The 25,553-nt window shown below is 42.7% G+C and carries 25 protein-coding genes and 1 tRNA gene; 18 read left to right on the plus strand and 8 right to left on the minus strand.

Annotated features, from left to right (window positions below; all coding sequences use genetic code 11):
• The first annotated feature begins 83 nt into the window (after positions 1-83).
• Positions 84-1,754, plus strand: coding sequence for an asparagine synthase B (asnB, locus tag MLE17_RS00240; RefSeq protein WP_243345386.1), 1,671 nt, complete (start codon positions 84-86; stop codon positions 1,752-1,754).
• Positions 1,755-1,814: 60 nt separating this feature from the next.
• Entirely contained in the window at positions 1,815-2,273 is a 459-nt protein-coding gene (locus tag MLE17_RS00245; RefSeq protein ID WP_243345387.1) for a DUF4268 domain-containing protein, read from the plus strand.
• 224 nt (positions 2,274-2,497) lie between these two features.
• Here MLE17_RS00245 and MLE17_RS00250 read toward each other — a convergent pair whose 3' ends face one another.
• On the minus strand, positions 2,498-5,413 hold the full coding sequence (locus tag MLE17_RS00250; protein ID WP_243345388.1) for a carbohydrate-binding domain-containing protein: 2,916 nt from the start codon (positions 5,411-5,413) through the stop codon (positions 2,498-2,500).
• Entirely contained in the window at positions 5,410-5,898 is a 489-nt protein-coding gene (locus MLE17_RS00255) for a T9SS type A sorting domain-containing protein (RefSeq protein ID WP_243345389.1), read from the minus strand. The genes MLE17_RS00250 and MLE17_RS00255 overlap by 4 nt, the downstream gene beginning before the upstream one ends.
• A gap of 306 nt (positions 5,899-6,204) precedes the next feature.
• Between MLE17_RS00255 and MLE17_RS00260 the strand changes: the two genes are divergently transcribed.
• Complete coding sequence (locus MLE17_RS00260) at positions 6,205-7,455, plus strand: T9SS type A sorting domain-containing protein (RefSeq protein WP_243345390.1); 1,251 nt, start codon at positions 6,205-6,207, stop codon at positions 7,453-7,455.
• A 181-nt stretch (positions 7,456-7,636) separates the two neighbouring features.
• On the opposite strand, the gene MLE17_RS00265 is transcribed toward MLE17_RS00260, so the two are convergent.
• Positions 7,637-8,761, minus strand: coding sequence for a uroporphyrinogen decarboxylase family protein (locus MLE17_RS00265; protein WP_243345391.1), 1,125 nt, complete (start codon positions 8,759-8,761; stop codon positions 7,637-7,639).
• Between the two features lie 304 nt (positions 8,762-9,065).
• Here MLE17_RS00265 and MLE17_RS00270 point away from each other — a divergent pair, with 304 nt between their 5' ends.
• Together MLE17_RS00270 and MLE17_RS00275 are read left to right on the plus strand one after the other, a co-directional pair.
• Positions 9,066-10,508: an alpha/beta hydrolase family protein gene (locus tag MLE17_RS00270; protein ID WP_243345392.1), complete on the plus strand. Its 1,443-nt coding sequence runs from the start codon at positions 9,066-9,068 to the stop codon at positions 10,506-10,508.
• Positions 10,509-10,531: 23 nt separating this feature from the next.
• Positions 10,532-10,801, plus strand: a complete 270-nt coding sequence (locus MLE17_RS00275; protein WP_243345393.1) for a T9SS type A sorting domain-containing protein — start codon at positions 10,532-10,534, stop codon at positions 10,799-10,801.
• 127 nt (positions 10,802-10,928) lie between these two features.
• Here MLE17_RS00275 and MLE17_RS00280 read toward each other — a convergent pair.
• Positions 10,929-11,001 (minus strand) — tRNA-Gly (locus MLE17_RS00280).
• Between the two features lie 132 nt (positions 11,002-11,133).
• Here MLE17_RS00280 and MLE17_RS00285 point away from each other — a divergent pair.
• Positions 11,134-11,649, plus strand: coding sequence for a WbuC family cupin fold metalloprotein (locus MLE17_RS00285; RefSeq protein WP_243345394.1), 516 nt, complete (start codon positions 11,134-11,136; stop codon positions 11,647-11,649).
• 55 nt (positions 11,650-11,704) lie between these two features.
• Here the strand turns inward: MLE17_RS00285 and MLE17_RS00290 are convergent, their stop codons facing one another.
• Entirely contained in the window at positions 11,705-12,565 is an 861-nt protein-coding gene (locus MLE17_RS00290; RefSeq protein ID WP_243345395.1) for a cation diffusion facilitator family transporter, read from the minus strand.
• 87 nt (positions 12,566-12,652) lie between these two features.
• On the minus strand, positions 12,653-12,961 hold the full coding sequence (locus tag MLE17_RS00295; RefSeq protein WP_243345396.1) for a hypothetical protein: 309 nt from the start codon (positions 12,959-12,961) through the stop codon (positions 12,653-12,655).
• Positions 12,962-13,158: 197 nt separating this feature from the next.
• Here MLE17_RS00295 and MLE17_RS00300 point away from each other — a divergent pair, with 197 nt between their 5' ends.
• The 12 genes from MLE17_RS00300 to MLE17_RS00355 all read left to right on the plus strand — a co-directional run bounded on the left by MLE17_RS00300 (position 13,159) and on the right by MLE17_RS00355 (position 20,942).
• Positions 13,159-13,461: an ArsR/SmtB family transcription factor gene (locus MLE17_RS00300; protein ID WP_243345397.1), complete on the plus strand. Its 303-nt coding sequence runs from the start codon at positions 13,159-13,161 to the stop codon at positions 13,459-13,461.
• 55 nt (positions 13,462-13,516) lie between these two features.
• Positions 13,517-13,750: a thioredoxin family protein gene (locus MLE17_RS00305; protein WP_243345398.1), complete on the plus strand. Its 234-nt coding sequence runs from the start codon at positions 13,517-13,519 to the stop codon at positions 13,748-13,750.
• Between the two features lie 12 nt (positions 13,751-13,762).
• Positions 13,763-14,188 carry a nitrophenyl compound nitroreductase subunit ArsF family protein gene (locus MLE17_RS00310; RefSeq protein ID WP_243345399.1) on the plus strand — a complete coding sequence of 142 codons (426 nt, stop codon included), beginning with the start codon at positions 13,763-13,765 and terminating at the stop codon, positions 14,186-14,188.
• Between the two features lies 1 nt (position 14,189).
• Entirely contained in the window at positions 14,190-14,888 is a 699-nt protein-coding gene (locus MLE17_RS00315; RefSeq protein WP_243345400.1) for an aromatic aminobenezylarsenical efflux permease ArsG family transporter, read from the plus strand.
• 41 nt (positions 14,889-14,929) lie between these two features.
• On the plus strand, positions 14,930-15,958 hold the full coding sequence (locus MLE17_RS00320; protein ID WP_243345401.1) for a permease: 1,029 nt from the start codon (positions 14,930-14,932) through the stop codon (positions 15,956-15,958).
• An 11-nt stretch (positions 15,959-15,969) separates the two neighbouring features.
• The gene (gene nhaD, locus MLE17_RS00325) at positions 15,970-17,241 is read left to right on the plus strand and encodes a sodium:proton antiporter NhaD (protein WP_243345402.1); all 1,272 of its coding nucleotides are present in this window, start codon (positions 15,970-15,972) and stop codon (positions 17,239-17,241) included.
• Between the two features lie 76 nt (positions 17,242-17,317).
• Positions 17,318-17,743, plus strand: coding sequence for an arsenate reductase ArsC (locus MLE17_RS00330; protein ID WP_243345403.1), 426 nt, complete (start codon positions 17,318-17,320; stop codon positions 17,741-17,743).
• Entirely contained in the window at positions 17,740-18,549 is an 810-nt protein-coding gene (locus MLE17_RS00335) for an arsenite methyltransferase (protein WP_243345404.1), read from the plus strand. Before MLE17_RS00330 ends, MLE17_RS00335 begins: the two co-directional genes overlap by 4 nt.
• 51 nt (positions 18,550-18,600) lie before the next feature.
• The gene (gene arsB, locus MLE17_RS00340; protein WP_243345405.1) at positions 18,601-19,641 is read left to right on the plus strand and encodes an ACR3 family arsenite efflux transporter; all 1,041 of its coding nucleotides are present in this window, start codon (positions 18,601-18,603) and stop codon (positions 19,639-19,641) included.
• Between the two features lie 45 nt (positions 19,642-19,686).
• The gene (locus MLE17_RS00345; RefSeq protein WP_243345406.1) at positions 19,687-20,253 is read left to right on the plus strand and encodes a class I SAM-dependent methyltransferase; all 567 of its coding nucleotides are present in this window, start codon (positions 19,687-19,689) and stop codon (positions 20,251-20,253) included.
• A gap of 11 nt (positions 20,254-20,264) precedes the next feature.
• Entirely contained in the window at positions 20,265-20,594 is a 330-nt protein-coding gene (locus MLE17_RS00350; protein WP_243345407.1) for a CGGC domain-containing protein, read from the plus strand.
• Between the two features lie 27 nt (positions 20,595-20,621).
• Complete coding sequence (locus tag MLE17_RS00355; RefSeq protein ID WP_243345408.1) at positions 20,622-20,942, plus strand: DsrE/DsrF/TusD sulfur relay family protein; 321 nt, start codon at positions 20,622-20,624, stop codon at positions 20,940-20,942.
• 197 nt (positions 20,943-21,139) lie between these two features.
• On the opposite strand, the gene MLE17_RS00360 is transcribed toward MLE17_RS00355, so the two are convergent.
• Together MLE17_RS00360 and MLE17_RS00365 are read right to left on the minus strand one after the other, a co-directional pair.
• On the minus strand, positions 21,140-21,913 hold the full coding sequence (locus MLE17_RS00360) for a carboxypeptidase-like regulatory domain-containing protein (protein WP_243345409.1): 774 nt from the start codon (positions 21,911-21,913) through the stop codon (positions 21,140-21,142).
• A 222-nt stretch (positions 21,914-22,135) separates the two neighbouring features.
• Positions 22,136-25,483 (minus strand): glycosyltransferase, encoded by a 3,348-nt coding sequence (locus tag MLE17_RS00365; protein ID WP_243345410.1) that lies wholly within the window; start codon positions 25,481-25,483, stop codon positions 22,136-22,138.
• Positions 25,484-25,553 lie beyond the last annotated feature (70 nt).

A 25,553-nucleotide genomic window follows, 5' to 3' on the forward strand; every position in this document is an offset into this window, starting at 1 on the left:
GTCTTTTTTTTGCCCTCTTAGGGATGGGCCTTTTCAGTAAAATTGAATTTTACCTTTATCTAAAAAATATAATTTCAAACTTTATGTGTGGTATTGTAGGAGTTTTTGACTTGAAGACAGATGCACAGTCACTCCGTCATCAGGTGTTAAAGATGGCAAAGAAAATTCGTCATCGCGGGCCCGACTGGTCGGGAATTTATTGTAGCGATAAAGCAATCCTGGCTCACGAGCGCCTGTCAATCGTTGACCCGCAATCGGGAGGCCAACCATTATATACTAAAGACGGTAAACTTGTACTTGCTGTAAATGGTGAGATTTACAACCACCAGGCAATGAGAGATGCAAGACCAGACTATGAATTCCTTACTCACTCTGACTGCGAAATCATTTTAGCTCTTTATCGTGAAAAAGGAATCGACTTCCTGGAAGACCTGAATGGTATCTTTGCTTTTGCCCTTTACGATATTGAAAATGACTGTTACCTGATCGCCCGTGACCACATGGGTATTATACCCTTGTATATCGGTTGGGACGACGCCGGTCAGTTTTACTTCGGTTCTGAGCTGAAATCTCTGGAAGGAGTTTGCTCTAAAATTGAATCATTTCCTCCGGGACACTATATCTACAGCAAAAACGGCTACGAACCGGTTCGTTGGTATAGCCGCGACTGGATGGAATATGACAACGTAAAAGACAACGAAACTAGCATTGACGCAATACGTCAGGGATTGGAGGATGCAGTTCATCGCCAGTTGATGTCTGATGTTCCTTACGGAGTTTTGCTGTCTGGTGGTCTTGACTCATCAGTCATTTCAGCGGTTGCTAAGAAATATGCAGGCAAACGCGTTGAAGACGGACAAACGTCTGACGCATGGTGGCCACAGCTTCACTCATTTGCTGTAGGACTGAAAGGTGCTCCGGACTTAATTGCTGCCAAAAAAGTGGCTGACCACATTGGTACCGTTCACCACGAAATCAACTATACTGTACAGGAAGGTCTTGACGCAGTTCGCGACGTGATCTACTTCCTCGAGACATACGATGTAACAACCGTTCGTGCATCAACCCCGATGTACCTACTTTCCCGTGTAATCAAATCAATGGGTATCAAAATGGTACTTTCAGGTGAAGGTGCAGACGAACTCTTTGGTGGCTACCTCTATTTCCACAAAGCACCGAATGCGAAAGAATTCCACGAAGAGACTGTACGTAAGTTGAGCAAACTGCACCTGTACGACTGTCTTCGTGCCAATAAATCACTTTCAGCATGGGGTGTTGAAGGCCGCGTTCCATTCTTAGACAAAGAGTTCATGGATATAGCGATGCGCATCAACCCGGATGACAAGATGATCAAAAACGGTCGTATGGAGAAATGGGTGGTTCGTAAAGCATTCGAAGATATGTTGCCTGAAAGCATCGTATGGCGCCAGAAAGAGCAATTCTCTGACGGTGTAGGTTACAGCTGGATTGATTCATTGAAACAAATCACTTCTGAGCGTGTAAGCGATGAAGATATGGTTCACGCAGCAGAACGCTTCCCGATCAATCCACCAATGAACAAAGAAGAGTATTATTACCGCAGTATTTTCGAAGAGCACTTCCCTTCTGAAACTGCAGCAAAAACCGTACCTTCTGTACCTTCAGTAGCTTGTAGTACTCCTATCGCTCTCGAATGGGACGAATCATTCAAAAAACTGAACGACCCTTCAGGACGCGCAGTGAAAAACGTTCACAACGAAAGCTACGAGAAATAATAAATACCACAATCTCAAAATAGAATCCCTCTGCTTTCCGGCAGGGGGATTTTTTTGCTTATGTATTCAAAAGAAGAACTTAGACAACTGAAGACCGAATTCTGGGAAAGTTTTGCCACTTTCTGTGAAGTTCAACCCTTTCTACGTGGACGTAAACCGATGTGGATGCTCTACGACACTAAGGTAAAAGACGTAGAGCTTAAATTTGATATTTCCCGTCGGGGAGCTATTGTTGCTCTGGAAATCAACCACCGTAACGAAAGCGACCGGATGGAAATGTTTGAGCGAATCGGTTGGTACAAAGAGGCGCTGGAAAAGGATTTCCCTGAAGGAGAACTTATATGGGAACTGGTTTATGAACTTGACTATGGAAAACAGGTTGCCCGTATTTTTGTTGAAAAGACAGGGATTGATTTCCACCGCAGAAATCACTGGGGTGAATATTTCCGTTTTATGGCAGACAACATGTTCCTGCTTGAGCGGAACTTCCGGGAATTCTGCGAATACCTCAGAGATTAAAAAGAAATTTTGCCGATATTTTAAATGCGCAAATCAAGCTTGAAACAAAGTTTGATTTGCGCAATTTCATTTACACCTAAAAAGAAAGATAGCCACGTTTCACAACGCAGCTATCCATGAATGTCTGACTATATTTCTTGAAAAAGCAGCATTTCAAGATCAAGTCGTACCTACCATAAAAAATCACTTCTTTATCTATTAGAGCCGAAACTCCATCGAATTCATTAGAATGAGATTGTATTCACAGTACTTGAGGAGGACAAGGTCGTTGTAGATTTCAACGTTGCACCTGAAGTTGAATACACTCCTCCGGCATACATTCCGTAACCGCTTGTACCACCTACAAAACTTCCACCTGTATAAGTACCTCCAGTATAGATTTTATAAGAGGTTCCTTTTGCCAGGCTTGGACAAGAGAAGTGGAAATAATAACCTCCATTTTTCGGCTTAAAGGTAATCATTTCTGTCCCACTAGCATTCTCAATATGCAATAAAGATGATGATGAAATCAAAGAACTTGATTTTATATACATCCCCGACTGTGTTGATGTTGTACTCATCGCCTTTGTCATATTTGAGTTCGATCCGCAAGATATAATAGTACCGCCATTAACATTAAATGTTCCATTGAAATCTATACCTTCTTCCACACCTGAGGATGGTCCATTCACAATCAAACAACCACCAGAAACAACTACATTACCATTACTATCGACTGCATCACTACCATTCACAACCATAATACCACCTTTCATGTAGAAATAACTGCCATCATTTGATTCCGTTCCACCACTCACCGTTCCATAAGTAGCATTGATGCCATCATTAGAAGCATTGATGGTAGTTGTACCGCTATTACATGTAATCAAAGGGGATTCAACACCCTCTCCGACTCCGGCTGTTGTTGACGAAGCTGTAACATTGTTATTACCACCATTTATAGTAATCGATGTTCCGGAGTGAATGCCGTCATCACTAGATGTAAAGGTATTCGTTCCATTATTGATAGTAATTGCCCCAGTCGCTACAAGAGTCTTTGGATGGCAATAATCTGTACCTGAAACCAGGAATCTTGTGCCGGTTGTTGTGATATTCAGTGTTGGAGAGTTATTGGTATCACCAATTGTAACTATACCATCAGCTTTCAATCCTTTACCTCCTAATCCTGAACTTGTAGTAGTAACCGACCCGCCCAAAATACTGAGATTTACATCTGCCGACAACGCTGCCGCACTATAAGAATCAGCTGTTCCAGAAGAATTTGTAAAAGTAGCACCTGTACCCGACATAGTCGCTTTTACTACACCTGATGTCATGATGATATTTTTGTCTCCTGAAACACCTTTTCCGGCTGCACCTGAACTTGTAAGAGTAATATTACTGCCACATATCGCGATATCTTCATCACCTTTGACAGCAGCACAATATGCGGGGTCTTTACCGGAACCGGATGTCTCTAGCTCAACCCCACCGGTTGCATTAACAATAATAGTACCACCGCTCAAAGTCATAGCCCGGGTCGCCTTAATTCCTTTTGACTGGTTTCCACCCAAAGTAATTGTAGCGTTACCACCTTTGAAATACAATGTACTGTCACTATCAAATGCGCTACTACCTGGGTTAGCTGTTGAGAGCGTAAAAGTACCATTATTTATTATCATTACACCATCACTTTTAATACATTTTGGTTTTGCGTAGTTTGCAGTTGCGTAACCGGTAGTACCTGAAATCAGGAATCTCGAACCTGTAGAGGTTACTTTTACAGTCGGAGAGTTTGTAACATCGCCGAATGTCAGATTGCCATCAGCTGAAATGCCCTTACTTCCTGTGCCCGAGCATGTTGCTGTAAGACTACCTCCGATAACGCTTATATTACCATCCGCATCCATACAGGAGGCAGCATAACCGTCTGTTATACCCAGAGGATTTGTATATGTCGCTCCATTACCGGAAGTAGTAACATTTACAGTTCCGGCAGTCATATAAATATCTTTATTTGAAGAAATACCTTTTCCACCTACCCCTGTTGCGGTGATCGTGATATTTGCCCCATTCAAGGTAATTGTGCTATCACTCTTGATAGCGGTACAATATGAAGGATCAGTTCCCAGACCGGATGTTTCAAGCACGGCTACACCACTTGTATTTACAGTAATGGTACCGCCACTTAAAGTCATTTTATCAGAAGACTTTATACCTTTTGCCATTGCTCCGCCAACAGTCATATTGATAGTTCCTCCGGTAATCGATAAAGTGCTGTCACATTTAATACCATCCACATCAACAGCAGTATTGGTTGTAGTAATCGCACCACCAGAGATTTGCATATAACCTTCGGACTCAATCGCATCACCGGTAGCTGTAATATTCAGTGTACCACCACTCATTTTGAAATAGTCTTTAGCGTGGATACCGTCTTTCTTCGCACTTGAAACAGTGATTGAACCATTTGTTATGCTGATGTAATCATCACTACAAATCGCATGCTTGGCTTTACTAACCACTGTCAATGTTCCGGTTCCGTCAAATTCCAGCTGACCTTCACTGAAGAATGTTGATTTTTCATCTTCGGTACTTGTTGCATACGTAGAACCATCTGTCAGTGAGTTGGTGGTTCCGGCATCCAGAGTCACCTTTATATGTTTACTTGACTGAATATTTATTGCAGCGCCATCGTTATTGGTAATATTGGCATTATTCAATATCAGGTCAAATTTGTAATCACTGTAGATTTTCAAAGAACCGTCAGTTGTGGTACCTTTTACCAAATAATCGACTTTATTATTTTGCAAAGTCGATTTCACAACCACATCAGCGCCAGTAGACAGAACAGATATTCCATATTTAGCCATTGGATTATCCACTGAAACAGAGCTTCCTGAATAGGTAATCGTAATCGTATCCGACACCGCATCAGCAAAAGTTATGCTATCTATACCGGCGACGGCAACTGAAGTTATCGTCTGATCCGTATTATGAATATCAAGCAACGTCTGATCTGCACTGAATTTCAGGCTGTCAATAGCTGCAATGGTTGCTTCAAGTATTGATTTATCCGATTTAAAAATGTAAAGTTTCTTCTGCGCAAAGAGTGTAATAAGACACACAACACTCAGCAGTATTAATCCTGATTTTTTCATTGCTTCGTGAATTTAAGTGCCTTGTTATTAACCTTGAGAATATAAAAACCTTTAGCTAAACCGCTTACAGCTATCTTATCCGATGAAGAGGAAAGCTGTACATTAATGACTTCAGCACCGTCCATCCTATACACCATGGCATTTAACTGACCTTCTGGTGCATTTTTCAACAGAATATAATCAGTGGCTGGATTAGGACAAACCGACATTGTCAGATTATCAGCCAGTATATTATTTGTTCCGGCCAGTGTACTGAAAGTTATTTTCTGAATTGAACCAAGCGAATATGAATCACTATTTCCACTTAGATAATTCAAAGCCAGATTACTTTCCGACAGAATCATTTTGTTTACAGTACTGATGGCTGTGTTTTTTTCAGTCCCATCCTGAAACCTCAGGGTCATCGTAGTCTGTCCATGTGCTGAACAGACTCCCCCGCCCCAAAGGCCGCAGAGAAAAATCAATGAGTAAAGTTTTTGTTTCATCATTATTAAATTTAGGGTTCTAATAATCCAAACCGGTAACCACGATCTTATTATAAGTGCCCTATGTTTATAGGGCAGGATTATACCGGCTGACATTACACATACCGAGTCAATTTATTTATACCCTAATTGTAATGACAAAAAACTCAATCCGAATCAGTAAAACAGAACTGAAGAAACCTTTTTCAGGCTCAAATCGAGAATGTTAATTAGTTTCTTCAATGAAACTATTTGAAACCATCCTGTGTTCTTTATTTGTTTAAAGCCATATTAGCCCCAGAAAACTTGCTTAAATTTGCAGGGTCTATGAGAAAACTAATACTCTTCATTACTTTTTCGATAATCTCCTTCGCCGGACATTCTCAAACAAAAGGCTGTACTGATCCGAGAGCAACAAACTACAACAGTTTTGCCACTGAAAATGACGGATCATGTGTTTATTCACAAACCAGCTATACTCTCACAACATTAACCAACCTGAGCGATACGGTAAAGGAAACCTCCGGTCTCGTTGTTTTTGATGGCCAGTACTGGACATTCAACGATAGTGGAAATACCAACCAGATTTTCTCCATAAGTCCTGTCAACGGCAGAATATTACGGACTATTACTGTAAAAAATTCTGTAAATATCGACTGGGAAGCAATAACCCAAAGTGACACGCATCTGTTTATCGGAGATTTCGGGAATAACGCGAATGGAGCGAGAAGTGATCTTCGTATTTATAAAATCAGCAAAGAGCAAATTCGTAATACATTAAATGATACAGTAACTGCGGAAATTATCAATTTTTCCTATGCGGATCAGTCGTCTCTGACTCCAGTTGCGGCCAATACGACAAATTACGATGCTGAAGCTATGATCTTTGCACATGATTCACTACATATTTTCAGCAAAGACTGGAATGATCTGATGACACGCCACTACACCCTCTCAGCCAATGCCGGTACCTGGCAAGCTCAATCCAAAGAAACTTATGATTCGGGCTTTTTGATTACTGATGCCAGCTACTCTCCCGTAACAGGAAATATCGTGCTCCTCGGATATAATACATCTGGTGCATATCCCTGCTATTGTTTACTTTTATTTGATTACAAAGGCAGTCAGTTCTTCAGTGGAAATAAAAGATTAATTGATCTGGGATCTGCAATGGTAAATGGTCAAACCGAAGGAATACATCTACAAAGTGATAATACCGGATATATTACAAATGAATCTGTTTCTTATCTTTTCCTCAAGATCAAGGCGAAATTACAATACTTTGATTTCAGCGCATACATGAATGGAGCTTCCACCGGAGAAAATATATCGAATGAAGACCAGAAAATTAAAATTTCCCCCAATCCATTCAAAGACTATATTTCATTGCGCCTGCTCCCCAATATGGACAATGCAACTTATACAATCAGAAACAGTACGGGAAAGACCGTACAAGAAGGAAATCTTTACGGAGGTGACAATCCCATCTGTACCTCTTCTCTAAATAACGGAATATATCTGATTACAGTAGAAAAAGAGAATTTTAAGACGATCAAGGCTATTAAAATTGAGAAATGAGGATTTATCACTCAGTGTCAATTATTAATTGACACACAATGATTTAACCTAAACTTTAGCTACCCTTTTTCAACTTTGTTTTTATTGAAAAGACCTATTCATTCATAGTTTTCAACCCGGCATATTGATATGTCGGGTTGTTTTTTACTATAACATTGTAGTCAACTCTATCGCGAAACCATTATTGACAAATCTCGTGAATCAAATCATAAGCTTTCGCCTGTTCCTCTGGCGTTTCGCAATAAGTAACAACCGACAGCTTCATCCCGGGTGTCCATAAACGGCGAATTTGTTGTTCGATCGTTTTAAGGTCGCCCACAATTCGGGCATTCAGTACCACGCCGGTTCCGGCAAACTGATGATAAGCCTCCAGATCGGTTATTGCTCCGGGGTCTGTTTCGGGAGAGAAAGCTCCGTCAGCCATACAAATATCTTTCAGACCTAACACGGCATCAATCCATCCGCGCCAATTTCCGCAAGAGTGAAAAACCGGTCCGCCGAAAGGAGCACAAATCTTTTCAACAGAAGGAGCAGCCAGTTCTGTGTAAAGTTCAGGTGAAATCATAATTGCGTTATCATCACTCACTCCCAATCCTCTCCATGTTGTGGATGAGGCAAATCCATGTCCCGGATAGGCCAATGCAGATCCTATCCGCTTCATCTGCTCGTGATTAAAAGAGATGGAAAGATCGGCTAGTATATCAAATAGACGAACAACCTTCTCCGGTTCCAGAATCATCGCCATAAATATCTGATCGAGCGACAACAAATGTCCGACCATATTGAGCGGAGATTGTGTATCGGTGAGCGAAACAGGAATTTTGCCCTTTGTCTTCTCCATAAAATAGTCGATCATATCGAGGGTATACCTTCCTATACCGGTTTCCGCCACCGGCTTTGGAGTATAGGCAAGAACATCGTCGATCGTGTTGAATGATGCCTTGAGAGCCGGAGCATTTCCTTCCTCCCAAATGTATTCACCACCAAAAGCACTGGCAATGGTTCCGATCCCGTACCACGGTTCCAGAAAGTTTGGGACATCAGCCTTATACAACATACTTTTATGCAGGGCGCCCAACTGGTTTTCGAGCGAACGCTTCATGTCACGACAACCATACGAAAAACACTCTGCCACACGCATTCTGCGGTAAACAACCACACCAGACTGGGCAACCCAAAATTTGGCACACTTTTGATTCAGAGTCTCCGCATATGCAGCATATTCATCAAGATTAAAGTCTTCAGGTTTTATAGGCGTTACAGTAGTTGCCTGGGCATCGGCAATCTGGTTATTGAATTGTTTCATATTAAAATCGCTGGGTCTAAAGTGAGATTTAACAGATCAAAATTACAGCAAATATCACCTTCTTCTCTTTTCGAATTATTGGAAAACCGCTACTAATTATCAAATTCCGGCCTTAATCCGGAAAAAGACCGGACAAAGATTGATTTTATATATCAGCAATAACTCATATGTGGCTATCGCACTGCGACGAATGCTTCCAACATAAAAATCCCATCAATTTGATTAGATATAAATCATTTGACTCACCTTTCCAGTTCAGGAATTATCGTAATATTGCAAAACTATTGACCGAACAAATAAAATCATGCAAACCTACACTACCAAAGCCTTTAATTTCTGCTCTTTAAATGCAATAGAATCACCCGGAAAACATGCCGGAAAAATGTCTTTCCGAAAAGCAAGATTAATGCTTCTGCTATTTTTTCTGGTAAACATTTATTCCATTTCTTATGCAGCAACTGGCAACTGGACCAGTAGTGTTACAGGAGGGAATATCACTTACACCACAACGGAATCTCCGTCTCCCGCCAAAGATTATAATGGCAATTACATGACTGTGGTCTATCTTGAGAACCTCGGCTTTCATAAAATCGGAGGAAACAGTAATGCTACAGATGTGGCCTGGCTGCTTTCAAAAGGCTACCGTGTCATTGAACTAAACTATGCCAACAGTACTAAAGCTGTTACACCGGCCATCAATGCAGACATTATCGCAATCAATGATGCAATATTCAACGGATCGTTTTGCGGGCTTACCAACTGCTCCAAATACAGAGCGTATGTGTTGTTTGAAGGATACCGGATTTCGCGTGATGTTCCTTACTTCGTGGATGACCCCGCCGTTTATAACTATTCATCAACCTATACTGTCGGAGATTCGTTGCGCATGGATATCATTTATCCGGCAAATGCATCCGTGACTGTGCCTGTTGTTTTATCTTTCTCTTATTCCAATAGCTATCCCGGAGATGCCAACAAAAACCAGCGGTTAAATCTGGGCAATTCACTGGCCGGTTTTAAGGATTCGTTTCTGGAAGGCGCTCCCGCCAATGGTATTGCCTGGGCGATGGCCGACCATCCCAAATATTGTCCCTGGGGAAACGGAAAACCGGCTAATGCGACAAATAATAAAGCGTATGGATCATACGAGACAAACCCCGATGCCGCACGAAAGGTGAAATCAGCCGTCCGTACCCTTCGCGCATTGGGGGCAGGACTTGGACTCTCGGGGAAGATCGGAATCTATGGATTTTCACGCGGTTCAACAGCCGGATCAATGGCTGTCGGAAACCGTACGGTTCCCGAATTTGAGAATGCAGGGTTTAACACCGGTATTTCTGATGATGTGCAGGCTGCGGCACTCGGTTCGGGCGTTTTTGATTATATACAGATTTACAATGCGTCGGAAAGTGATGCTGGTAATCTTCTGACCAATTGTCCTTTGGTCTGGGGGCCTTTGGCTAGTAATTATGCTCTATGGCAATCTCAGGGGTCAGCATATCTGGCACAAACGGCTGCTACAGCTCCGGTACTTTTCTTCTACAATACAAACGATGCTCTTTATTATCAGGATCAAATCAAGCGTTTCAAGGCCAAACTGGATTCACTTGGCGTACCCACAGCCACACTGGTCAACTACGGCACTGGTCATGCAGTTCCACAAACCGGAGCCACTCTATCGACTCTTTACTGTTTCTTCAACCGGTACCTGACACCTCCGTCAGTGCGGCAGGAATCCAGGGTATAAAAGCGGATGACAGTAAAGACAAGTTGTCGCTTTCATTATCCCCTAACCCGGCTACTGATGAGGTGAAGATAATATTCAGCCTTAGAAATTCCGGCAAAGCGCAGATCGAATTGTGCAATCCCTCCGGAACGGTTTTATATAAAGCCGAAAAACAATATGACTATGCCGGGCTGCAAAAAGAAACGATTTCCCTGAATAAATTAAATCTCCCGCAGAGCATTTACATTATCAGGGTTTCAGCAGATGGGATGCAGGGGATTACGAAGCTGATCAGAGGAAAAATGCTAATCTAAAAACGGACAATATTACAAGGGATGTAATAATGTTTTTTTCATCACCATAATATTCCAACAACAAAAAACACTATGCTATTCCTCTCTGATTCTCAACAAAAAAGACAACCCATCGGTTGTCTTTATGAGCGGCAAACGGGACTCGAACCCGCGACCTTCAGCTTGGGAAGCTAAAGCTCTACCAACTGAGCTATTGCCGCAATTTCGCTTTCAATGCAAATATAAATGTTTTTCGTTCGTATAACCGAAGGAAACCCGAAATCTTTTTTGAAAAGAATTATTACTCGGATCATTCAGATAAATCCAACACGACTCACATAAACGTCAACGTCATGTCGCAAAACCTCATAAAACCATCACCACGGGATGTGATAGTAAGGTCAAACCGCGAGTTTGCATCTCTTAAACCCGAAGCTGATGCTAATGTCCGCAAACGTACCCTGCAAATGCTGCACTCGTCACACGCTGCGGAATTACATTCAATGATTAATGTGTTTACAAAAGGGAGTTACGTCTGCCCGCACATCCATTGGGTGGAAAAAGCAGACGGTAGCCTTGTCAAAAAAGGGGAATCATTCGTTGCACTTGAAGGAGAAGGCAAGATAGTCCTTTTCGATGAAGAGGGGACAATCGAAAGAGTAATCGTGATGACGGATAAAGAACAAACAATGGTGTGGATTCCCGCAGGAGTATGGCATACTGTGGTCAGCCTCACGCCTTATTTCATCGTATTTGAAAATAAGACGGGACCGTGGACTGAAGGTGGAGATAAGAGATTTCATCCGGGGTTTCCAACAGAAGGCGAGACACTGGGAGATGAGATTGTCAAACTGTGGGAATCGTTGTGATTAGATATAATTGTAGAGACGTGGCCTGCCGCGTCTCTACGTACCCTACCCGTAACTATTTCCTACGGTGTGGTTCGGCATGAATGAATACCTCACACCGTTCAATATTTTTTTTAATTTCTTCCTCCAGTTCATCACAGATTTCGTGTACCTGCTGAAATTCAAGGGTTGGATCGAGGTGAATATTGAATTTGATAAAGGTATCGGCTCCGGCAGTTCTGACTTTCAGGTTATGAAAGAATTTTACGTTGCTGTTTTTGCTCAGTATCTTTTCCACTTTATCCATTAAGTCCAGCGGAGCGGCATCCAGCAACACATCGATAGCTTTTCTGCCCAATTGAATGGATACATATATAATTATCCCGGCCACAATAAGCGCGGCAATGGCGTCGGCAATGAAATAGCCGAACTGAGCGCAAACTAATCCGATCAAGACTACCGCCGAACTCCATATATCAGTTGAGAAATGCAAAGCATCGGCCTCCAGGGCCTGGCTGTTGTGCTTTTTTGCGACCTTCTTCAGCGCTCTTGAACGCGTAAAATCAATTACAATCGAGCTTATAACCACCACATAAGCCCACACACTCACTTCGATTTCCATTTTCCCCGTCGAAAGGCGGTGAATCGCTTCGTATATGACCCATACGCAGGTAATCAACAGCAATAGGGTCTCAATCAGCGCTGAAAGATTTTCTACCTTTCCGTGTCCGTAATGGTGGTTTCGGTCTGAGGGTTTATCCGAAATATTTACCGAAAAATAGGTGATAATTGCGGCCACAAGGTCAAGGCCTGAGTGTAATGCCTCCGATAAAATACCCAGACTGCCGGTCAGGACACCAATGATAAATTTAAATCCGGTCAAAAATATAGCAGCAAACACAGATAAAAGGGCAACTTTTTTCTTTTCTTTTTCCATTATAATTCAGGTTTTGTGAATAGAGAATAGTCGTTTGCGTCATTAATAAGATACAAACGGTTAAAAACAAGAAGTAGAATAAAAAGATTAGCTGTACCTGGGCGGTTGCCAGAGAGTATTGATAATATCGCGTTCGGGAAATGTTATCTCCCTGATTTGAACCCCCTTTACACTGAAACATTCAAAGGCGATTTTCTTAGAGGAATGAAAATAGACCAGATTATCGAAGTGTAACGAATGAATATGCTGCAATTCTCCTGCCGGATGTCCCGCATCATGATGAGTAACCGGATAATCATCCAGTTCATCGGGATTTACGGAAACTGCCAATACAGCTCCTCCCAAAAGGAAAGAGGACAATATAAACAGAATGAAAGTCCGGAGAATTTGTTTCATGGCTGCAAAGGTAATGAAAAACGGATTTGTTCAATAATCCACTATTATACCCATTCAAGGAGTATATAGAGTCTTCTTACGTAACAAAAGAAACTTGCAAACTTTTTACTGTTAAATCCAGTCAGTTATGAACAATCGAAACGTATATCTACTATCTTTGTTTCGTATTTTCCCGAAATGACTCGATTTACCCACTTATGAAGAAGCAATATTATACTGATGAACAGGAAAAAATAGCCCTTTATGCCAAAGCATTAGGAAACCCCGTACGCGTATTTATCCTTGATTTTCTGATTAAAAATGCACATAAGTGTTGTTATAGTGGGGATATGGCTGAGGAGTTGCCTATAGCACGTTCTACCCTTTCCGAACATTTGAAAGAACTCAAGAAAGCGGGTCTTATCCAGGGAGAAATCAATCCGCCTTACATTAAATATTGCATCAACAGGGAGAACTGGGAAGAAGCCAAAATCTTGCTGGAACGATTCTTTACACGATAAAAAAATTTGCCCGGGCATTTCGGGATATTACGAAACAACTAAAATATAATCTATTATGGAAATCAAAGTATTGGGTACAGGCTGTACAAAGTGTAAAACACTGGAGAAAGTTGTCAAAGATGTAGTTGAGCAAAACAGCATCGATGCAACAGTGGTAAAAGTGGAAAATATCATGGAAATCATGAAATACGGGGTAATTACCACTCCTGCGCTGGTTATTGATGGAGTGGTAATGGTAAAAGGCCGGGTACCATCAGCTGACGAAATTAAAAACCTTCTAACAAGATAAAACTTCATTGCTATGAAAACGATTAAAACGTTTCTTTTGCTATTTTCGATTATATCCATTCCGCTGTCAGCTCAAACGACAAAAAGAGTTGTAAAATCATCCGGGACAGTAAATAAGATCGAAGCCTACTATTTTCATTATACCTCCCGTTGTGTAACCTGTAAAACGGTGGAAGCGGAAGCAAAAAAGAACCTGGAAACCCTTTATCCCCAACTGGTAAAAAAAGGATTGCTCTCCTTTCGTTCGCTTAATCTGGAAGAATCCGCTGGTGAGGCTCTGGCAAAGAAGCTGGAAGTTTCGGGTCAGACTTTACTTCTGGTCAAAGGAAACAATAAGATAAATATCACTAATGAAGGATTTCTCTATGCCCGTTCCAATCCGGAAAAATTCAAGTCGGTCATCAAAGAAAAAGTGGACGAACTCCTGAAAAACAAGTAAGATGGATTTTCTGAATTCATTACTCGAAAACAGTACGATGCCCTGGCTCTCTGCATTGGCTTTGGGATTGATGACGGCCATCAGTCCATGTCCATTGGCAACCAATATCACTGCAGTCGGATTTATCAGCAAAGACCTGCAAAACCGAAACCGGGTATTTATCAACGGATTGTTCTATACCCTCGGGCGCGCAATCAGTTATTGGGGAATTGCCATAATAATTTACCTGGGAGCCAATCAATTCCGCTTTTCGGGATTTCTCCAGCAATACGGAGAGCGGCTGCTGGGACCGTTACTGATTGTCATCGGACTTTTTATGCTTGGAGTTTTCAGGATCGCTTTTCCTGGGTTACAAAATTTACAAGCCCGTATGGAGCAGAAGAAACGATGGAACTACTACGATGCCCTGTTATTAGGAATGATATTTGCATTGGCATTCTGCCCTTACAGTGGAGTCCTTTATTTCGGGATGTTGATTCCAATGACAATCGCCAATAGCTCCGGGCTTTATCTGCCGGTTGTGTTTGCAATAGCAACTGGTATTCCGGTTATTCTGTTTTCCTGGGTATTGGCCTATGCCGTATCAGGACTTAGCCGGTTTTATGACAAAGTGAAGGTTTTTGAAATATGGTTTCGCCGGGTAATTGCCATCCTGTTTATGATTGTCGGTTTTTACTCTATCATACGGGGATACCTCTGATCTTTTTTCACACTGACAATTCGGATTTTATCGAAATGACTATGATTACAACAACATTGAAAAATAAAGTCTGGCTACCGGTCATACTTTTACCTATCTGGGGACTGGTTTATCATTACCTGCAACCGATGGCTGATTTTCTGGTAGATAACATGTTAAAATTGGAGGCCGGCAACCGTTTTACCGAAGCGGTTCGTTTCTTTGTTTTTGAAGTTCCCAAGGTGCTGCTGCTATTGATATTAATTGTCTTTGTGGTTGGGATTGTCCGGTCCTGGTTCTCACCGGAGCGAACGCGCAAAATGCTGACCGGCAAAAAGACTTTCACCGGTAATGTTATGGCGGCATTGCTGGGGATTGTTACCCCATTCTGCTCCTGTTCGGCCATTCCGCTGTTTCTGGGCTTTGTGGAATCGGGTGTACCACTGGGAATCACCTTTTCATTTCTGATTGCAGCGCCGATGATTAACGAGGTGGCGGTAATCCTGCTATTCGGACTCTTTGGATGGAAAACGGCTTTCATTTATGTCATTACAGGACTTACAATTGCAATTCTGGCGGGATATATCATTGGCCGTTTAAAATTGGAGAAATGGGTGGAGGAATGGGTTTACCAGGCTCACTTTGGAAATCCGGACGAAGAAAATCATAGAATCCCATTTTCCGCCCGGCTTTCCTTCGGTTACACAGCCGTAAGGGAGATTGTGGGCAAGGTGTGGATTTATATACTACTCGGAATAGCTGTCGGAGCCGGAGCGCACGGATATGTACCGGAAGACTTTATGGCGGCATTGATGGGAAAATCCGCATGGTACAGCGTGCCGCTTTCCGTGTTAATCGGTGTTCCGCTTTATTCCAATGCGGCGGGAATTATTCCGATTGTCTCTGTTTTACTGGAAAAAGGAGCTTCATTGGGGACAGCACTGGCATTTATGATGTCGGTCATTGCACTTTCATTGCCGGAGGTCATTATACTTAAGAAGGTGCTAAAACTGCCATTAATCCTGACCTTCGTCTCCATCGTTGCCATAGGCATTATGCTTGTGGGATATCTGTTCAATATCATAATTTAAAAGGTAAATACATGATAACCACAATAGTAATAGTTGTCTTTATTATCGGATATATTACAATCGCTTTCGAACATTCAGTAAAGATCAACAAAGCAGCACCGGCACTAATCATGGCGGTAATTTGCTGGCTTTTTACCTTCATGCAGGCAACTTCTGTCGAAATGAAGACTGAAGAACTGCTGCATCATTTAGGTGAAATATCGTCCATACTATTCTTTCTTCTGGGAGCAATGACCATCGTCGAATTGATCGATTTGCATGGTGGATTTGACTTGATTACCGAAAGAATTAATACGACCAACAAAAGCAGGTTAGTCCTGATCGTATCCGTATTTACTTTTTTCCTTTCTGCCCTGTTGGATAATCTGACGACTGCCATTGTTATGGTATCATTGGTTTCCAGAATCATACATGACAATACAAGCAAACTATATTTCTCCGGGTTGATTGTGATTGCAGCCAATGCAGGAGGTGCCTGGTCTCCGATTGGAGATGTTACAACTACAATGCTATGGATCGGAAATCAGGTTACGGCATTTAATATTATCAAAGTCTTGATTCTGCCCAGCATAATTGTAGCCTCAGTACCCACTGCATTATTAATGTACAGATTCAGGGGACAGACTTTTGAAAAAAAAAGCAAACAGACCGAGGGCCACTCGACTGAAGGCCGGATTGTGCTGGGAATGGGATTGTTACTACTGATGTTCATTCCTGTTTTTAAGACACTGACACACCTGCCACCTTTTATGGGAATGTTGCTTTCGCTGGGGATAATGTGGGCTATCACCTCTACGTTACATACCCAAAAGCAACCTGAAATAAGGGAACGTTTATCTGTTGCCCATGCTTTACAGAAAATAGACTCTCAAGGGATACTTTTCTTTCTCGGTATATTGCTATCGGTAGCGGCGTTGCAATCACTTGATATTTTAAAGTCGCTGGCAACTGTTCTGGCAAATATCCTGCATAACGATTTTTTAATCGGCACTGTGCTTGGATTGCTTTCATCAGTCGTGGATAATGTTCCGCTTGTAGCGGCGACACAGGGAATGTACGATTTATCGACTTATCCAACGGATCACTATTTTTGGGAATTTCTGGCATTGACCACCGGAACCGGAGGAAGTGCCATTATTATTGGCTCAGCTGCCGGCGTCGCTGTTATGGGGATTCAGAAAATTGACTTCATGTGGTACCTGAGGAAAATCAGCTTTATCGCATTGCTTGGGTTTTTCGCGGGAATAATTACATATATACTTCAAAATATGCTCCAATCATGACTTTCTCTTCCAGAGTAAAGTCGATCTCTTTATTATTGATTATCAGAATATCTTTAATAATTAAATAAGTCTGTCTATGAAAGTTCTAATTCTTTGTACCGGCAATAGTTGTCGCAGCCAGATGGCTCACGGATGGTTACAATCCTTTGATAAAAACATCACGGTATGTTCCGCCGGGACCAAAGCGGCCGGTAAGTTAAATGAAAAAGCTGTGGCTATCATGAAAGAGTCCGGTATCGACATCAGCAACCATACTTCTGATCCGGTGGAAAAATACCTGGGTGAAGAGTGGGATTATGTAATCACCGTTTGCGGTGGAGCCAATGAGGTATGCCCCGCATTTATCGGGAAGGTAAAACACCGCCTGCACATGGGATACGACGATCCCTCACACGTGGAAGGTACTGAGGAATACATCTGGAGTGAATTCCGTCGTGTACGAGATGAGATCAAACAAGGATTCTACAAACTTTACATAGAACAAATAAAACCTCAGCTATGAAACCACATGATCTGAAAAAGATCGTTAAGGATAAATATAGCCTGATCGCAAAGCAAAGCGACAAAACGGGTGCAGCCTCGTGCTGTAGTCCAAGTTGCTGTTCAACCGAAGCAGACTATTCAACCTTTAGCGACAATTATGAGAACCTGTCCGGTTATGCGCCTGATGCCGATTTGGGATTGGGTTGCGGATTGCCGACTGAGTTTGCGCAAATCAAGGAAGGAGATACCGTTGTCGATCTGGGCTCCGGCGCAGGAAACGATTGCTTTGTCGCGCGGGCAATAGCCGGTGAGCAGGGTCGTATAATCGGTATCGACATGACCGATGCGATGATCGAAAAGGCCCGTCAGAATGCCCAAAAGCTGGGCTATACCAATGTTGAATTTACTCTGGGAGATATCGAGGAAATACCGCTGGCTGACAATCTGGCCGATGTAGTGGTCAGCAATTGTGTCCTTAACCTGGTTCCGGATAAAGCAAAAGCTTTTAGTGAAATCTACCGTATTCTGAAACCGGGAGGGCACTTATCCGTTTCCGACGTGGTACTGTGGGGAGAGCTTCCGGAGAAACTCCAACATGCGGCTGAAATGTATGCCGGGTGCGTATCAGGAGCTATTCAGATAGCAGAGTATTTACAAATAATTGAAAAGGCGGGGCTTGAAGATATTAAGGTACAGAAAGAAAAGGTTATCGAAATTCCGGATTCTGTTTACCTCGAATATCTGAATAATCAGGAACTGGCTGAATTTAAACAGTCCGGAGCTGGAATCTACAGTATTACCGTGTATGCAATAAAACCGATATAACGAGATGGAATCACAAATACTATTGTTGAATAATTTAAAATACAATACAATATGGGTATAACAAAAAACCTTTCCTTTTTCGATCGCTTCTTAACCCTTTGGATTTTCCTTGTTATGTTTGCCGGCGTTATTATTGGTTATTTATTTCCAAACATTTCCGGTTTTTGGAATTCTATGAGCTCTGGAACAACAAATATTCCAATCGCGATTGGCCTTATCCTTATGATGTTCCCCCCCTTGGCAAAAGTGAGATATGAGAAGCTTCCATTGGTATTCAAGAACTTGAAATTGCTCACATTATCGCTTACTCAGAACTGGATTGTAGGACCGTTGGTTATGTTTTTACTAGCCATTCTTTTCCTTCACAACCATCCGGGCTTGATGGTTGGCGTAATACTTGTGGGTCTGGCGCGATGTATTGCTATGGTTCTCGTTTGGAACGATCTGGCGAAAGGGGATCCTGAACTTGCAGCCGGATTGGTCGCTTTCAATGCTATTTTCCAGGTGTTTCTTTATTCTGTTTACGCTTATGTTTTTATCACTCTTTTGCCACCCTTGTTTGGACTAAAAGGTGCAGTTGTGGAGGTGTCGATTTCCGAGATAGCCGTTACGGTATTGATCTTTTTAGGCATCCCTTTTGCAGCAGGCTTGCTGACCAACCTAATACTTCGACGCATAAAGGGAAGTATCTGGTATTTTGAGAAATTTATTCCGAAAGCATCCTGGGTAACTCCGATAGCCTTGTTGTTTACTATATTCGTTATGTTTTCACTGAAAGGTGAAAAGATTATCGAATTGCCAATGGATGTGGTTAGAGTCGCTATCCCATATACCATTTATTTTGTCTTCATGTTTTTCAGCACATTCGTTGCAGCCAAATGGATGGGAGAAGGATATGAAAAATCGACGACACTGGCATTTACAGCTGGGAGCAACGATTTTGAATTGGCTATTGCTGTGGCTATTGCAGTATTTGGGATCAATTCGGGAGAAGCTTTTGCTACAGTGATTGGCCCGTTGGTGGAAGTACCGGTGATGATTGCGCTGGTGAATGTGGCCTTTGCATTCAAAAGGAACTATTTTGCGGCTTAGTGTGTTTCAAATATTTCACAGCAAACCCATTAATCTTAAATCACGATGAAAGTCAGAGACAGCGGCATGCCTGATGAATCCATGTGGTCAACCTTTTTCAATCCGGAAAGCATCCTGCGGCTAATGGGATTGACAGCAGATATGGCCCGGGTAGTTGATTTGGGAAGTGGCTTCGGTACATTTAGTTTACCGGCCTCGCAAATGATAAAAGGGGAAGTGCATGCGTTTGATATAGAAGAGTCAATGATTCAGGTTTTGAAAGAAAAATCGGAGCAGCTTGGAATTTCAAATATTGTACCTCACCTGAAAGACTTTATAGCTGAAGGTACCGGGCTTCCGGACGATTCGGAAGACTATGTCATGCTGTTTAATATCCTGCATCATGACAATCCGCTACATATACTGCGGGAAGTACACCGTATCATAAGACCCGGAGGCAAGGCAGGCATAATTCATTGGCGAAGCGACATTGTCACTCCCCGCGGGCCAGCCCTGGATATCCGGCCCACACCGGTTCAGTGCCACCAATGGGCTACCGCAGCCGGATTCACGAGCGCCAAAGAGCTCATTCTCGAACCTTATCATTTTGGATTAATCATTGTAAAACCATAAAAACGAAAACTATGAAAGTAGGAATTATTCGTTGTCAACAGACTGAGGATATGTGTCCGGGGACAACTTGTTTTAAAGTAGCGACTGAGGGAAAACTTGCATTTAAAGAAGCCGGTGCATCAGAAGTTGTCGGATTTGTTACTTGTGGCGGCTGTCCTGGAAAGAAGGCTGTCTCCCGTGCTAAAATGATGGTCGAACGTGGTGCAGAGGTCATTGCTTTTGCTTCCTGCATATTTAAAGGAACACCGATTGGCTTTGCTTGTCCGCATGCTGAACAAATAAGAAGCGCTGTCTCAAAGAAAGTCGGTGAGGAAATTCAAATATTAGATTATACACATTGATGTTCCACCTCTTTAAATTCATATTTTATGAAAATCGGAATTATTATCGAAACCAAAGAGTATGAAAAAGCGTGGAATGCTTTTCGTTTTGCAGTAACTGCTAAGAAGCAGGGGCACGAGGTGAAGGTTTTTCTGATGGGAGAAGCGGTCGAATGCGAAGGACTGACTCATGAAAAATACAACGTCGATGAACAGTTAAAGGCGTTTGTCCATATTGGCGGGGAAATACTGGCGTGCGGCACCTGCCTCAAATCGAGACACCTGGAGAGTACGGAAGCCTGCCCCATTTCGACCATGATTGATTGTGTCAATCTGGTGGTCTGGGCGGATAAGACGGTTACATTTTAATATTGTGATTTCCAGATAATCGAAAAAGCGTTGTTTTTGTTCCAAAGGGACAAAAACAACGCTTTCTTGTTGATGAAGGTAAGAGCATCCTAGATTATTTTTTCCGGTTAAAAACCTTGTTAGAGCCTCAAAACCTATAACAGACAACCGCCCCCGAAAAGAAAATCACTTCCCGGGGGCGGTCCGTTATAATACCTTTACGCCTTCTCCATTTCAATAACAAGCGTTGTCATTTCTCCTTTCACTACAGTAAAAGGCACCAAAGCATCTTTATATCCGATTTTTGAGGCGGTTGCAATGAAATGTCCTTCTTTAAAATTGAGAATACTAAAACCAGCCGTTTTATTCTTCTTCACCAAAGCAGCTTCCGCGCTTCCGGCATCGGAAATGGTCAGCGTTACCCCGATAATGTCAGAACCATCATGCTTATCGGTAGTCTTGCCCTTGATCGCCATAGTAGTCGATCCCGATGATATTATTTTACGCGCTGCAAAGTATTGGTTATAGAAGTCCGGATTCGAATTTTTCAAAAGTTCAATATCTTTATCCAGACGATTGGCCAGAATGCCGTCTTCTTTTGCAAAAAGAGGAACCATGCCTTCAGTATCGTTTTTCTGCTCTACGATGGCGAGTTTAGGTGCGAAGATTACATCGTTATCTGCATTTGCCTGTCTTAACTGAGCCAACAGTTCTGCAGAAAAGCCATATTCAGTGATTTGGGGCAGGTTTTCTTCCGCGATATCTGCTACATTGCTACAAACACCACCCACAGCAGTTTCTCTTAGTTTCCGAACGTCTCTCTCCGTGTAAATCAGTTTTGCCAATAATACGCTTTCCCCCACAGTACTTGCGTAAGACCAAAGGCGATTGATCGCAAACATAGTTTGTGCAATCATCGCTTCATACTTCTCTTGTTTGGCTGTGGCCGGAGAGGCGTTGCGACCCAATTGCACGTTACGCAACCTCAGCAATGAGGCAGCGACTCATCAGATGCTGTTTCTCGACCGGGAGATGCAGTTTTTTAGTCGAGCAATGCAAAAGTCACAGCTGGAGACGGTTCTAAAGTGACCAAAACAAATAAAATATGGGAAAGGAGAAGAGTAAAAAGGAAATTACCTTTTTCAGGTTCATATAACAAAACAGGCTGCCTCTTTCGAAGCAGCCTGTTTCAGTATTTATCAAAGGAAAACTTATTACGCTTGTTTCATCTTCACATTACCTGTACGTTTGAGTACGCCCCATGACATCACTCCACCGCGGATAGCTTTATTAAGCGACTTGATAGCCACGTAATACATAATCTGTCGGTAATAGAAGCGTTGGGGGATCAGCCAGACAAGGCGTTTTTTGTTTTCTCCTTCGAATGAGAAGGCTACTGCTGCCGAAAGCATCTCTACCGATAGGAAGAGCAGATAGTACCACAACACATTTTCGGCATTCCCCATGAATATACCAATGATGGTGATCAAGTCGGCCAGCGGCGCAATAATCGGCAGCAATAACTGGAAGAAGAGCAGGTTTGGCAATGCCGCCCATCCGAGCCACTGGTATTTGGTTTTAAAGAGGACATCTTTATGTTTCCAGAAACATTGCATGATACCGTAGTTCCAACGGAAACGCTGGCGCAGGAACATATTTACTGATTCCGGTGCTTCGGTATAGGCTTTGGCTTTCGGGTCATTTACCACGCGGTATCCTTCACGAAGCAGACGGATAGTCAGGTCACAGTCTTCGGCCAGGGTATCGGTCGTGTACAAACCAACTTCTTCTAATGCAGTCTTGCGGAATGCACCGTTAGCTCCCGGCACCACGGTTATGCTGTTTAGTAAGTCGAAAGCGCGACGATCAAAGTTCTGGCTGGTGATATACTCAATCGACTGCCAGCGGGTAAGCAGGTTCACCTCGTTACCGACCTTCACATTTCCGGCAACAGCTGCCACATCTTCGTCGATGAAATGCGGAATCAGGTAGCTGACAGCATCGGAACAAAGCTGGGTATCGGCATCTATGCAGACCATGATCTCACCGTTTGCATGATCGATACCAAAGTTAAGCGCAGATGCTTTACCGCCGTTCGGTTTATCGTAAAGGCGCACTTTAGGATTTCCTTCAAATGCCGCTTTTGCCACTTCAAAGGTATTGTCTTTCGAACCGTCATTTACAAATACGATTTCGAAGTCTGGGTAATCAGCTTTCAGCAGGTTATTCATACTACTGACAATATTCACCTCTTCGTTATATGCGGGAACGATAATACTTACCTTCGGACAGAACTCAGCGGTAGTAGGCAGGTTCTCGTGATACTTCTTCTCTTTGCGTTTTTTGATATAGGCCAAAACGGCTAAAAGAATCAAACGTAAAACCGAGAGAATAGTCGCCACAATAAACAGGGCGAAAATCACCTGGATAAAGAGGAAAATACCGTTGGCAATGTACCAGTCGGAACGCGACAGAAACAAATCATCAGCATCCAGCTTCGGCATCACGAAATCTTTATCCTGGTGAATCAGGTCAGCAACAGTCGTGAATGTATATCCCTGGGCTTTGAAGTATTTGATAATCCGGGGCAATGCTTCGATGGTTGCCTTACGGTTACCACCGGCGTCGTGCATCAGGATAATATTACCGTTTTGGATTTGACGACGCACACGTTCGAAGATTGAATCGGCTGAAACGCCTTTTTCCCAGTCACGGGTGTCGATAGACTCGGCTACGGTGATGTAGTTCTCTTTTTTGGCACGGATTACAGGAAGAAGCTCATGATAATCACGTGGCTCCACGTCAGCATCATAAGGCGGACGGAACAGAATGGTAGAGCGTTTGGTGATACACTCAAGCAAACGACGCGTTGCATTCAGCTCCAGGTCGGTCTTTTCATTACTGATCTCGGCAATGTTCGGGTGAGAGAATGTGTGGTTACCAATCTCATATCCGGCCTTGTATATACGCTCTACAATAGGCAGATTCACCTCTATATTCTCCCCCTGCATAAAGAATGTGGCAGGAACGTGTTCTCGTTGCAGAATCTCGAGAATTTTAGGCGTATATTCATTACTTGGACCGTCGTCGAATGACAGGACAAGTTTCTTATCGGCAATACCTATGCGGCGAACCACATACGAAGAAGGAAGAGTTACATATTCCTCTTTGTCAAATACCGCATAATCATCATTCAGATTGAGCTTCACGATTCCGGGATGAGGCTCGGAAACCACATCAAGAATATCACCATCCCCAACATAATTGATATTTTGAGTAGGCTTAATCGTGTTCAGGCGGCTATAATCGAAGGGTTTTCCTTCCAGTTCCTGATAAGAAAGATTTTTATTATAGAAATGCCAGATGCGTGGATCTTCCGAACCAAGACGCCATAACGAAGTACCGGCCAGACCATATTCCACAGCAAGACGCATCGCGTTGAAGTTGGAGATAGCATCAGTAAAGAAAACTTTGTGAGGCTCATTCTGATTGTCGGTATATTCAAAGCTAAGGTTATAATTGATGGAATCAAACCGAACCTTCGCCTCCGCGGCCTGTGCTTTATTGATGGCTCCCTGATAGGTAACGGGACGTCCCTGACGGCCTTTGGCCCAGTCGTATCCATAAGCTGCCAAACAGAGAATGGTTTTCTCAGCCGGGAGATCTTTACCGTATGAGTCAAGGACTCCTTCTATCCAGTTTTGCTCAGCAATGGGACCTGGCTGCGTCATCATAGAATTCTGGTCATACGCCATGAGCAGCAGATAGTCATTGTACTTTTTCAGCTCCGTCAAGTTGTAGTCCATGTTGCCCGGAATGATATCCTGAGTAACAATCATCTTGTTCTTATGGAGCTCCGTGTAAAGCTCGCGTTGGAAAGCAATCAGATATTCGTCTGTAGTTTCGGTCAGGTCCTCAAAGTCAATATTCACTCCTTTGAAGCCATAACGTTTGAGCTTCGTTACGATTTCGGTAATCAGAGCTTTCCTTTTGGCAGGATTGGTAATGATGCGGTGTACGCGCTCTCCATTAAACTGACCGTTAACAAAGTTGGAAAGAATAGGAACAATATCGGTTTTGTAGTAACGCATCACCAATAATGCCTTATTATCAATCCTGGTCTGAATGGTATCTTTGGTCGGACTAAGGAAGAACCACTCTGGGAAAACCATATTAAACTGCGTAATATGCTCTTTCAGCGAGTAGAAAGATTGTTTATCCCAGTTTACATAGAAAGCTGCACGAATCTGGTTCTTGTTGATACGCTTTTTGTAAAACTGAGAACGGTTCAGATACCCGAGCGCGGGCTTTCGCTTAATCGCTTTACGGGTCGCTTTATCCTTCTTACTTAACAGCGGCGAATCTTCGGCTTTTACTAAATGCTGAAGATATGAAAACCTGTCAAAAGCTTTGGGAAACTCCGTCTGTGAATTCTTCAATACCGAATAAAGAATAATAACCACCGATAAAAACACGACTGCTAATGCAGACCATAAAATCGCCGCAAAACGTCTGGCACGTTTAGGCGAATCTGCTTGAAAAACCTGACGATGATGACTCATTGATTTAGAGTAGGATTGTAATTAGATTTAGAGAGCGAGGGACAGAAAGCACAACCAACAAATACTGTTG

This window comes from Parabacteroides sp. FAFU027, assembly GCF_022808675.1.
Taxonomy (GTDB): Bacteria; Bacteroidota; Bacteroidia; order Bacteroidales; family UBA7332; genus CAXXIC01.